Origin of the sequence: Nocardia coffeae, from assembly GCF_019890715.1 — a bacterium.
Lineage (GTDB): Bacteria > Actinomycetota > Actinomycetes > Mycobacteriales > Mycobacteriaceae > Nocardia > Nocardia jiangxiensis.
On record NZ_JAINZY010000001.1, the window covers coordinates 658472 to 670468 of the forward strand.

An 11997-nucleotide genomic window follows, 5' to 3' on the forward strand; every position below is an offset into this window, starting at 1 on the left:
ATGACCATCTCGACCTCCACCGAACCGATCGCGCTGTTGCGTGCCGCCCGGGACCGGGCCGCCGACGCCCGGAATCTGCCCCGCGCGCTGGAACTGGACAACGAACTGGAAGACCTCGGGCAGCTGGGCACCGCGCCGCGCCGCACGTGCTGGCCGTGCGAGAGTTGGGCCGATCACGTCCACGAACCCGGCACCGGGGAGCGCATGCCGGTGCACGGGGGCCTGCTGGCCGATGACGAGCACATCGCCACAGCGGTGCGCGCGTTCGCGCTCGCGGCCACCGCGCTGCCGCACCACTGGACCCAAACCCCCACCGCCGCACAGGTGGTGGTCGATCTGGGGCGTCACCAGTTCACAGTGACCATCCACCACGGCGACACCGGCGACCCGGCCGCCCGCGTGGTCTACATCAGCGGGTGTGTGCACCGGGTCACCGGGCAGGCGAAGGCGTTCCCGGCCATCCACGCCACCACGCGCGGCACCGCCGCGATCGTCACCGCCTACCACTACGCCCGGTACCACGGCTGCGGGCCCATTACGCCCGCGCCCGTGGTGCCGGTGCGCACCGAGGATCCTGACGACCTGCTGGCGCGGTTCCGCGTGTGCCAGAACCAGATCGACGCCGAGATCGACGCCCACGACGGCGATCCCGACACCGGCGATCACCACGACCGGCTCGCCGCGCTGCACCGCGACGCCAGCGAACTCATGGCCGCCCTGGACAACCACCTCACTACCGGTGGCGCACTGCCCCGGGCATGGGCACACACCCGGACTGCATGAGCTGAGCGTCTGTTTCCAGGCGGGGTCCGCCCCGCCTGGGAACAGGCCATTTCCGTAACGGGACGACAAGGGGAAAGATTTATGTACGAGACAGTGACCGCGCGGTTGGACGAGTCCTACACGATGCTGGGCACCGCGCAGCGGGTCACCCGGATCCGCGCGCACCGGTTCATGGTGGTGCCGCCGGATGAGTGCGCGCATGTCACCAGTGGGACCATCTGTACCGAGTGCGCCGAGGGTTGGCAGGTCGATTACGAGTTCGACGACCCGTTCCCGTTCGCGCGCACGCCGCATCGGTGGACGGTGCGCGATCTCATCAACGGGGGCCAGCTCCGCGTCGGGGACGCGCTCACCCTGGGCGGGACCGGCATCAGCGCCGTGGTCACCGCTACCGGTGGGCTGATGCTGCCCGATGGGCGCGTGTTCGACACGCCGTCAGCCGCCGCGATCGCCGCACTAGACCGCGACCGCTAACCAACGCGCGGCGCGCGAACACCGCACGGGCCCCGGCCAATTCCACGGCCGGGGCCCGCGCCATATCCACGCCCGCACGGTGCCCAGGGCGGGACATGCGGTGCCGGTCGGCCCCTGGGACGGCCCCCGTGCCCCGTCGTTGGGGCCGTGCGGGAATCCCGGCCCCGCGCGGCTGCGGTCGAAATCCGTCCCGTATCGCGTGTCAAATTTCGGCCCCCGAACAGGAGTCCTCAGATAGCAGCACCGCGCCCCGGTGGTGTCCGCGTCCGTCATTCGGCCCTGTTCGGGAGGATCCCCATGATCGGTTCACACATCCGCATCCGCACCACACGCCACCCCGCACGCCCACGCCCCCTGCTGCGGCGGTGGGCCGGTGCCGCGCTCTGCGCGGCCACCGTGCTCACCGCGGCCGTGGTCCCCGGCCTCGCCGTGGCCGCACCGACCGAACGCTGCGCGAAGGTCACCACGGTCACGGTGCCCGGGACCTGGGAGGACGCCCCCACCGGCACCCCGCCTACCGAAACCGCACCGCAGACCCTGCTCGCCCCGGTCACTCGTGACCTGCAGGCCCGCTACGGCAACGATCTCGCCTCGCAGACGGTGGACTACTCCGCCTCGATCACCCCGACCTACGCCGCCTCGGAAACCGATGGCACACAAGCCCTCTCCGCGCAGTTGTCGCAGCTGTGCCCCACCACGAAAGTGGTCCTGCTCGGGTATTCGCAGGGCGCGCAGGTCGCCGGGGACCTCGCGGCCCGGATCGGGCACGGGCAAGGCCCCATCCCGGCCTCACGGGTCCTGGCGGTCGGACTCGTCGCGGACCCCCACCGCGCCTCCACCACACCACAACTCGGACACCAGGCCGGCGGGGAAGGCGTCGAAGGCCCTCGCGCCCAGGACTTCGGCCAGTTGACCGACCGGGTGCGCACCCTCTGCGCCCAAGGCGACCTGTACTGCTCGGCCTCCCCACAGACCGACCCGCTCGTCACCACGATCGGACGCGCCTTCACCAGCACCCCGAACCCCACATCCGGACCCGAGGCAACCACTCAGACCGGCCCGGCCTCACAGCCCAGCGACGCGGGTAGTGCCCTGGCGGGACTCGATGCGTCCACGCTCACCCAGCAGGTACTCAACGTCCTGGCGGGGATGACCTCGCTTGCGGCGAACCTGCCCGCGATCGGTGGCGACCTTGCCGCGCTGCCGCAACGCCTGGTCGCCATGGACGTCCCGGGCACCCACCAGCTCGCCGGGGACCTCAATAATCAGTTCCGCCCTTTGGTCACCATGGCCTCCCAGGTCGACCTGCACCTCATCGCCCGCATCCTGACGATTGTCGCTCCGGCCGACACAAGTGGAATCGCCAGCGCGGCAGCGCAAATCGTCGATCTCCTCGCCGGAGTCGACATCAACCGAGCCGCCACCGACCTCGGTACCGCCCAGGAAACCGCGTGGGCGGCAGTGCAGAAACTCATCACCGGAGACGTTCTGGGTGCCGGGGCCGTCTTGACCGGCCTGCTGCCTGTGGCCGCCGACCTCGCGCAGGTCGCGGCGAACGCGCTCACCGGCAGCACTGCCGCACCCCTGGCCGCACTCACCGCCACCAACACCGGCACGGCCTCGAACGGTGGGCTCGCCGACCTGGCCCGGCAAGGAATCGACGCGGCGAATTTCTTCTCCTCTGGTGTCCACCAGAACGGGTACGCCTCGGGCCTACAGAACCTGACCGGCTGGTTGACCGGCCGAATCAACCACGCCCACTGATCGAGGTCACCTCCGATGTAGTTTCTCATGGCTGAGTTCGCTTTCTCAGTGTTAGTTCGCCTGTCGTTCGTTTGCGAACGATTGCTGAGAATCTGCGACGGTGTGCCTGTGGCCAGCAGGTGCTCGGTAATGCCGATTATGTGACGTTGCGATGAGTTGTCCCGCGCCGATGGTATTGCACCGCATCCGGCGCGATGTATAGCGCGTCATCACGACGGTGGCGGAGGTGGCCGGGGGTGTCGGTGCCTCCTGCGAGACTCGGGCCATGCGATGGGCGGTGGCCGAGACAGGTACGGGCGGGGCCCGGTTGTGTCCGCTCGATCGGGACGGCCGGGCCGCGGGCCCGGTGGCACACGAGTCCTCGCTTGCCGCGGCGGTACGTTCGCGGCCGGATGTCCAGCGGTGGGTGTGGCGATCGACTACCGGGATCTATCGGCGTTTGCTGGCCGCGGGGGTGCGGGTCGACCGCTGTTACGACGTGGAGGCAGCCGAGGCGTTACTGATCGGCCATGAACAGGGCCAGTCGGGGCAAGCTCGCTCGCTGGCCGCGGCCTGGGCACGATTGCACAATCTACCCGTACCGCCGGATGCGCCCGCCCGTGCCGCCGACACCGAGCCCACCCTGTTCGAATCGGGCCCAATACCGCTCCCACCGGACACCGACGAGTTCACCGCACTGCTGGAGGTCTACGCAGCACAGGTGGCCCGGACGAGCCGGACCGACAATCCGCAACACATGCAGATGCTGCTGGCCGCGGAGTCGGCGGGCATGCTGGTAGCGACCGAGATGTCCGCAGCCGGGATTCCCTGGCGCGCGGACATCCACCGAGAATTACTCGATTCGATGCTGGGAGAACGCCTTTCGGGCGGAACCGAACCGCGCCGCATGGTCGAACTGGCCGAACAGGTATCGCGTGCCTTCGGCACCCGGGTCCGGCCCGATCTGCCCCAGGACATCATCCGAGCCTTCGCGCGTGCCGGAATCGCGTTGTCCTCCACCCGCAAATGGGAGCTCCAGGAGATCGATCACCCGGCCGTCGAGCCGCTGCTGGCCTACAAATCGCTGTACCGGCTGCACACCGCGCACGGCTGGTCCTGGATCGAGCAGTGGGTACACCAGGGCCGCTTCCGTCCCGAGTACCTGCCGGGCGGCACGGTCAGCGGCCGCTGGACCACCAATGGCGGTGGCGCCCTGCAGATCCCGAAGGTGGTCCGCCGAGCGATCCGCGCGGACCCGGGATGGCGGCTGGTGGTCGCCGACGCCGATCAGATGGAGCCTCGCGTGCTGGCCGCGATCTCCCGGGATCCGGGGTTGATGGAGGTGGCCGGCCGCGGCGAGGATCTGTACCAGGATCTGGCGGTCCGCGCGTTCGGCGGTGATCGCGCCAAGGCCAAACTCGCCCTTCTGGGCGCGATTTACGGCCAAACCTCCGGGGACGCACTGACCCACATGGCCGAACTCCGCCGACGTTATCCGGCCGCGGTGGCCTACGTCGACGATGCGGCCCGCGCCGGTGAACAAGGACGCCTGGTGCGCACCTGGTTCGGGCGTACCTGCCCGCCCACCACGTCGTTCGACCAAGCGGACCACGAGCAAGAGGGGGCCGGCGGATACCGCAGCACGCCCAGCGCCCGTGCGCGCGGCCGCTTCACCCGAAACTTCGTCGTGCAGGGCAGCGCCGCGGACTGGATGCTGCTGGTACTGGCCGGGTTGCGGCATACACTGCACCATGCCGGGCTACGCGCCGAACTGGTCTTCTTCCAACACGATGAGGTCATCGTGCACTGCCCGCAGGAAGAAGCCGCAACAGTTGCCGATGCAATCGCCACCGCGGCACACACCGCGGGCCACACGGCCTTCGGACCGATACCGGTCCGGTTTCCCTTCACCACAGCGGTGGTGGAGTGCTACGGGGACGCGAAATGAGCAGACACGCAAAGCAGTGTGACACACGCCCCGCAATCCACTCTCGTAGCCGATTAGCGGATGTTCGCTGTCGTCAGCGTGTCATGTAGCGGGCCAGCCGCAAGCGGCAGTTCACCCGGTCGACAACTGCTTTTATGCGAATGCAGTGGCGAACTCGGTGACGAACTGCTGGAAGGGTCGTCCCGGACGGCCAAGAATCGTGGGGAGGTCGTCGGTGAGGTAGTCCGCGTCGCCCTCGGCGAACAGGCCCAGCGCCTTCGCATTGTCGTCGGCGACGGGTGCGGGAAGGCCGAGGTCGATCATCGCCTGTCGCTGTTGTTCGACCGATATCGAGCGATAGGTGATCCGCCGATCGAGCACCTTCGACAGCACCGCCGCAGCGTCTGCGTAGGACAGTGTCTCCGGGCCAGTGGGCCAGTAGATCTTTTTCGCGTGATCGGCTGGTGCGGTGGCGATCTCGGCGGCGATAGCAGCGACGTCACGTGCATCGATCATGCCGATGCGGCCGTCCTCCGCCGCCGCGGTGAAGCTGTCGGTCGCGGCGATCGCGGGCGCGAGCATGAGGAAGTTCTGCATGTAGGCGTTGTTCTTCAACAGCGTGTAGCTCAGTCCGGAGGCGATCAGCGCGTCCTCGATTTCCGCCTGGCCGCGCCGCCGCGCGATAGGCGACGTCGCCGAGGAGTCGCTGGTGACTTTGACGACGTGACCGGCGCCGGCGCGCACGGCGCTGTCGATGACGGCGATCTCCTGCGCGGGGATCGCGGGACTGACGAGCACGACGCCCGACACGCCGTGCATGGCGGCGTCGACGGTCTCCGGCGCGGTCAGATCACCTTCGACGACCTCCGCGCCCGCCAGTGCCAGCGCGTTCGCCCGCTGCCGGTCGCGGACCAGAACGCGAACGGGCACACCGCGTTCAGCGAGGATGCGCGCTGCTTCGGAGCCGACCTTGCCGGCGGTGGTGATGAGGATCATGGCGATGTCCTAATGCGAGAGCAGGATGTCGACCCGGGCCGAACAGTGCACCCTGGTCTAATTTTGTATAGACTCTAATATTAACACTGACACTAAGTTGCATAGGATGTGCGGCAGCGGTCGCAGGTTCGTGAAGTGTGGAATGCGAGATCCTGCGCAAGACCGATGCGGCGGGAGTGGTTACGGTTCGGCGCCTACGAGTGGTCGCCCCCCGACTCGCGACTGCCACCGGCAAACGCGCGGCGACAACCTTGTCCGGATCGGGAATCGTTCGGTGCCGGTTGATAATTCGCGATACGGACCGGACCGGTCAGGCCGGGGTCGACGGTTCGGCGCCGCTCAACCAGCGGTCGATCTCGTCGAGGATGTTCGCCACGATCGGGTACAGCTCCTTGGCTATCCGTGCCTGGTCCTGCCCGTTGCGGGTGCGTTCGCCCGCCTCGTCGATAATGATCTGCCACACGCTGGACAGTGCGATCCCATGCAGCCGGGCAATCTCCGGTGCGACCGCCGTGGTGTCGGCGATGGCCTGCGCGAACGCCACGGCCTGGCGGTCGGTCATCTCCAGGGCCAAGCGGTGCACCGCCGGACTGATCGCCGCGAGATGCCCGAGCTCACCGCGCCACAGCTCGGGGGAGACGTCCCGAATTCCGGCAACGGACCGCAGCATGTCTTCGCGGATCGCAGCTGCCGCACTGACACCGGACGGCCGGGTCCGGATCAGCTCGCACAGGCGATCGCGAATCTGCTCGTCACGGTCGGTGACCAGCTGATCCTTGGCTGGGAAGTAGTTGTAGACAGTCTGCTCGGCCACCTCGGCCACACGCGCGACATCAGCGACAGCAACCTGCTCATAGCCATGTTCGGCGAACAACCGCGCGGCGGTATCGGCGATCAGCCGCCGGGTACGCGCCTTCTTGCGCTCACGCAATCCCATGCCGTCCGCGTCCATCCCCAAGAGTATAAGGTCGGCAACAAATGTGTACTTCACCACATCATTGGAGTCATGCATATCGTAACTGACTGCACTCATACGGAGACGGCGGTGGTGCCGGCGCGGTTCGACGCCCGTCCCGGGGGTAGTAGTGACTGGATCATGGTGTCCACCTCTCAGTCCGACGGGATCGTCATCGAGCCGAACTACCGGTTCACCAGAATCGCGTTCAGCACCGACGACCGCTTGCCGGGATGTGGGAGGCAGCGGATCCGCGTTACCGCGTCGCCGCCGCAATCACCTTCGACGACGGTGGCGTGATGGCAAGGACGGTCTCCTGCATCGATGCCGCTGGGTAGGCACGCCGCTGCGTTCACCCTGAAATGCCGCATCAAGGATGAGCGTAGTGAGTCGCCGATCGCGGTCATCGTGGAGTATGGGTACCTCGACCGATATCGACGTCGCCTTCGCCGGTGACGATCCCGTGCTGCGGCTGGCCTGCGCGGCCTACCTCGCCCGCTACACCGGGGGAGCTCCCGCATCCACTGCACCTCGGACCTGCACCTGTATTTCCGATGGTGTACCGAGCACCAGCTGACGCCACTGGCCATGAGACGGCCGGAGGTGGAACGGTTTGTGCGGTGGATGCAGGAGACCCGCCGGTTCAAACCCTCCACCGTCGCTCGCCGCACTGCCGTGCTGACCGGGTTCTACCGCACCTGTGTCATCGACGGAGTCCTGGAGCACTCACCCGCGGAGTACGTGCGCCGACCACGGGTATCGAATGAGTCTCCGACGCTGGGACTTTCGCATCTGCAGTTCGAGGCGCTGTTCGCGGCGGCGCGAGATTCGGCACACGCCAGCGATTTCGCGTTGGTGGCGATGCTCGGGTTGCTGGGATTGCGGATCTTCGAAGCCTGTGGATCCGACATCGAGGATCTCGGCGAAGAACACGGTCGTCGAGTCCTGCGGGTTGTCGGCAAGGGCACCGAGGTCGTTCTGGTGCCGCTGTCGCCGGCAGTGGGCCGGGCACTCGACCGATCGTGCGGTGACCGCGTGAGCGGCCCCATTCTGCTGAACACTCGCGGCCGACGCATGGACCGCCATTGCGCGACCCGCCGCCCGCGGAAGTTGGCACACGGCACCGGGATGCGGTTGCCGCGAATGCATCCGCACATGCTGCGGCACACATTCGTGACCACCATGCTCGATGCGGGAGTCGGCTTGCGCGATGTTCAGATCGCCGCCCGCCATGCCGACCCGCGCACGACCATGCGCTACGACCGAGCCCGAACGAACCTCGACCGGCACCCGAACTACATACTTGCCGCCTACATGGCCTCGGGCACATGACATCTCAACCGCGCACTACTTTGCCGAGAAGCGCGCGTTCTTCCACAGCCTTCGAAGACTGACTAGCATCGAGGGCGCGTCGGCACCGGTTGGATCGGAATTCGTGACCAAGCACTCGCGGGCGCACCTCGCGCCGTGCGTGCCCAAGTCGAGCGCATCGCCCGCAAGGTCGAAGCAGAGTCCGGCGTCAAACCCGCACCACCTCTACGCCCCGTTCCGGCCATCGATCTGCGGCGTCATGCGCTTCCAACCAATCCGGACCGCGCCGATGACGAGCACAATATCTCCGCGCACCGCCGAAATGCTGCGCTACGTCGAGGAACTCGATGCCCTGATCGCCCAGCAACAGCGAAGTCTTCCGCCACGAACTACCCACGGCGCTTCGGCGCCAGAAGGTTCCATTCCTTAAGCAAGTAGTTTCAATCCTGTCCTGCGACAATTATTCCGCCTCAGCGCCATCGGCCATCTGCAAGTTCTGTTTCATTCGACTGTAAGCACCATTCACTGCGCCACGGAGCGTGACAATCTTCGAATCGGACGATTCATCGCTATCGGCCACGACGACCGTCCCGCGCCAGATTGCCGCCGAGCGTCGCCAGTCGATCGCAGTAGCCAATTCGACGTATTTGCCGATACGGGCGTCCCGGTCGTAAACCTTATTGATTTCATGTACTGCGCGGCCAATCAACACCAGGCCTGTTGCAGTCATATTGATGTACTCGGCGCGCAACTTCGGGATGAGCTGAGGATCGGAAGCAATGCCAGAAATGCTTCTCCACGGATCCATGTGCCTTACCAGCGTGTCTAACACCAGGAGGGTGTCCTCAACGAACGCATCCTGGTCGGCCTTGCTGGCGAGAAGTCGCTGAGTGTGTCGGGACAGGGCGTCCTCGGAGATGGCATAGTCCCCCACCAGAATCTCCTTCACCAAGCCTCGGATCTGGTTGAGTAGGAACAGAGAGGTTGCACCTTTCGAGAGCGATTTCGACGTCTCATCAACGCGCTTCTCAAGAAACGGAGACTCATCGACGATCCTCGTCAGCACCCTGTTGATCGGCTCTCTGGTGTTGAAGGCCGCTAGTAGGCTCAGCGGAAGGGATTTCGTCCGAGCTGCGTCCGCAAAGTCCTGCTGGATCGCCGGAAGTTTTTCTTCGATAATGATGACGACTGCAAGTCCATCCGAGGCAAAAGCACCATCCTCGTCGTGAACCAGCCCTGGAGTGTGCGTCTTTCCGACGTGGTGGCCCGTGATCGCCGCAATACGGTGCTGTCCATCCGTTATGTAGAACTTCGTCGAATCGACAACAACCATGAAGCCGCACTTGATGGCCGTGTTCCCCCGCACTACATGCAGAGCCGGGATCTCGCGGGCGTTGAGCGTTACTGGTGGGAGGACGTAATCATCACGGTTCGCTGCCACGTAATCGCGAATCGCCCGCACGTGGTCCGGCAACAGGGGGCGATTTGTGCGCTTGCGCGGGCTTTCCCCTTTAACTGCGGAGTCCATCACGATCAGCTGTCGGACTGAGGCGAACTCAAGTGCTGTCGAGATCATAGTGCGGGTTCCCTGCACGAACACCGTACACGGGAATGCTCGGCCATGAGACGACTCGGCGGTATCGCGCGCAGCCTTTCGTGCAGCATCAAGATCCGGATGCTCGATCAGGTTCTGGGATAAAGCTTTCATGATCACGTCCGTTTCACTCGACATCAACCCACCCCGGCCGGTGTTCCAGGTGGGAGACCGGCACGGGGCACGTCGATGTAGTCTGATGATTAGCCGCAACTTCAGGTCATGAAGAGCGGCAGCAGGCGTACTACGGTGATCGCTCCTCCCAGGAGTAGCAGCAGTACGGCCAAGCGGGCGGTGCGATTCCAGCTGTCCAAGGCGTGTCGCACCGTCCGTCCAAGCTCTTTCACAAGAGCTTCAATCATTCTCATCACCTCCTCCCGTCTGATCGCCGCCAACAGTAGACCGATACGTGGATTAGTGCACGTACAACGTTGTAGATTCTGCGTTTTCGCATGTCGCAGGGATCGCGGTGCCGACGTCGACTACGCGGAGGTGTTGGGAGACAGCAGCTTCTATGGTCGGCGTTCAGGCCGAGGGGAACTTTGCTGCCGCGCGAAGCCTGGGGTTGCCTCGGTTCGAAATCGTCGACGACCGCATCCGCATGCCGCTCGTTGCGGGTGTGACGACCCCGCGAAGCGCCACTCCAGATAGCACTTGAGGGCGAATATGCCTGGTACCGTGGAAGATTCGGCACGTGGCCTCGAACCCCGTGCACCACCGTCCGCCGCCGCAGGTGAGGCGGTTCACCATCAGAGTCGGCACATGTGCGCGAGCACACGTTGGATTTGTCCGACGCTTCGTTCGGTAGCACTGACCAATTGCCAGCCTTGGAGTTCAAACACCTCGATGCCATTCAGCAGGCGGGTCACCGGCAGGCGAACGACCGCTGGTGGGCCTCCGTGCCGAACCCACTTCCTCCACAGTAGGAACTTCGAACAGCGCCAGGATGATCTGGTATCGGTCCGAGAGTGCCTGCAGGGCCGGGGCCGTGCAGGCAGTCGCGGATGCGGTCGATGGCGCCGAGCGCCTTGAAGGTCTCCGCGGGTATCTTGACCGGGATGTAGCCGGTGCTGCGGCCGATCTGGGAGGTGGCCTGACTTCAGTCGGCACGAGTGAGCGATAATGCCGCTGAGCGCGCATGTCTGGCAACGGGTCTCCCCGCTGTTGGGGTTGTCAAAGCCCGATTCTGTGAACTGAGTTTCGCCCCAGTGCCGGATCTCCGGTCGGCGCTCGCTCAGTCAAGCACCGCCCAGCAATTCCCACACTCGCGCACGCTCCACCGTGACATCCACCGCATCGCCGGCGAGCGTTTCCAGTAGCTGCTGCAGTGGCCACTGATGCCACACGCCGTAGCGGGCCGAGTACATCGTTACCGTATGGATTCCGAACTGGTTGGTGGTGTCGAACAGCGCGTAGCCGACCATCTGATAGATCTCCGCCAATGACAACCGGTCGGACCGTTTCCCGGTCTTCCTGCTCGGTCGACCACCAACCTTGACTTTCAATTCGATGAGCAGGCCGTCGATGATGGCATCCGCGTCCGCGTTACAAAGATGCGACGCAACGAATCTCGGCCCAAGCGCCAGCCTTCGCGGCACAGCTGCCAGCAAACCGCCGAGCTGCGCGACCGCGAGGTCGTGCAACGCCGTCAACTCCTCGACCGCGTCATCCGTGGCCAGCGCCAGTAGCGATTCCGCATCGAAACGGCCGCCACGCATCACGCCGGCCAGCGGCGACCCACCCACGAGAACCAGTGGATTCCGGTATACCTCGGTGCACAACGCCAAGGCCCAGGCAGCACGGGCCAGCGACCCGACATCGGCAGTCGATGGACGTGCCGCACCGCCGGCGACCCTTGCCACCTCCTCGATCGCGGCGACACGTTCGAGCCTCGAGAACGCCGCCACCGCCACGTCAGGAACATATTCGGCGTCGAGGCTGGCACGGATCATGAAGTCGAAAGCCGCCCCGACCGTTCCCGGCGCAGCAGTCCCCAGATCAACCGACAACGCACCCGAGGAGTTCCGGTAATCATCCTGGACAGGGCGGCGATTCGGGAACCGCTCATCGAAGTACTGGCGCAACGGGCAGCTCTTGTCACTGATCGCCGCGGTCAGGTTCTGGTACCGGTATCTACGCGGTTCACCGTGATCGAGCACCTCGGATACTTCGGTGCCTCGAGTATCGTGGACTCGGTTGCGCCGCAACGCCTCG

The 11997-nt window shown here is 65.5% G+C and carries 11 protein-coding genes; 7 read left to right on the top strand and 4 right to left on the bottom strand.

Features of this window, described 5'->3' with window-relative positions; all coding sequences use genetic code 11:
* The 4 genes from K7711_RS02680 to K7711_RS02695 all read left to right on the top strand — a co-directional run bounded on the left by K7711_RS02680 (nt 1) and on the right by K7711_RS02695 (nt 4948).
* Entirely contained in the window at nt 1-783 is a 783-nt protein-coding gene (locus K7711_RS02680) for a hypothetical protein (protein WP_222964500.1), read from the top strand.
* A gap of 81 nt (nt 784-864) precedes the next feature.
* A complete protein-coding gene (locus K7711_RS02685; protein WP_222964502.1) occupies nt 865-1257 on the top strand; it encodes a hypothetical protein in 393 nt (130 codons plus the stop codon).
* A gap of 297 nt (nt 1258-1554) precedes the next feature.
* The gene (locus tag K7711_RS02690; protein ID WP_222964504.1) at nt 1555-3021 is read left to right on the top strand and encodes a cutinase family protein; all 1467 of its coding nucleotides are present in this window, start codon (nt 1555-1557) and stop codon (nt 3019-3021) included.
* Nucleotides 3022-3286: 265 nt separating this feature from the next.
* A complete protein-coding gene (locus K7711_RS02695; RefSeq protein ID WP_222964506.1) occupies nt 3287-4948 on the top strand; it encodes a bifunctional 3'-5' exonuclease/DNA polymerase in 1662 nt (553 codons plus the stop codon).
* A 132-nt stretch (nt 4949-5080) separates the two neighbouring features.
* Here K7711_RS02695 and K7711_RS02700 read toward each other — a convergent pair whose 3' ends face one another.
* Nucleotides 5081-5923, bottom strand: a complete 843-nt coding sequence (locus K7711_RS02700) for an NmrA family NAD(P)-binding protein (protein WP_222964508.1) — start codon at nt 5921-5923, stop codon at nt 5081-5083.
* 310 nt (nt 5924-6233) lie between these two features.
* Entirely contained in the window at nt 6234-6875 is a 642-nt protein-coding gene (locus tag K7711_RS02705; protein ID WP_222964510.1) for a TetR/AcrR family transcriptional regulator, read from the bottom strand.
* A 54-nt stretch (nt 6876-6929) separates the two neighbouring features.
* Between K7711_RS02705 and K7711_RS02710 the strand changes: the two genes are divergently transcribed.
* The 3 genes from K7711_RS02710 to K7711_RS02720 all read left to right on the top strand — a co-directional run bounded on the left by K7711_RS02710 (nt 6930) and on the right by K7711_RS02720 (nt 8210).
* Complete coding sequence (locus tag K7711_RS02710) at nt 6930-7178, top strand: hypothetical protein (RefSeq protein ID WP_222964512.1); 249 nt, start codon at nt 6930-6932, stop codon at nt 7176-7178.
* Between the two features lie 115 nt (nt 7179-7293).
* The gene (locus K7711_RS02715; protein ID WP_222964514.1) at nt 7294-7455 is read left to right on the top strand and encodes a hypothetical protein; all 162 of its coding nucleotides are present in this window, start codon (nt 7294-7296) and stop codon (nt 7453-7455) included.
* Between the two features lie 47 nt (nt 7456-7502).
* Nucleotides 7503-8210 (top strand): tyrosine-type recombinase/integrase, encoded by a 708-nt coding sequence (locus K7711_RS02720; protein WP_222964516.1) that lies wholly within the window; start codon nt 7503-7505, stop codon nt 8208-8210.
* Nucleotides 8211-8649: 439 nt separating this feature from the next.
* Here the strand turns inward: K7711_RS02720 and K7711_RS02725 are convergent, their stop codons facing one another.
* Together K7711_RS02725 and K7711_RS02730 are read right to left on the bottom strand one after the other, a co-directional pair.
* A complete protein-coding gene (locus tag K7711_RS02725; RefSeq protein WP_222964518.1) occupies nt 8650-9921 on the bottom strand; it encodes a DNA sulfur modification protein DndB in 1272 nt (423 codons plus the stop codon).
* Between the two features lie 1100 nt (nt 9922-11021).
* Nucleotides 11022-11942 (bottom strand): hypothetical protein, encoded by a 921-nt coding sequence (locus K7711_RS02730; RefSeq protein ID WP_222964520.1) that lies wholly within the window; start codon nt 11940-11942, stop codon nt 11022-11024.
* Between the last annotated feature and the right edge of the window lie 55 nt (nt 11943-11997).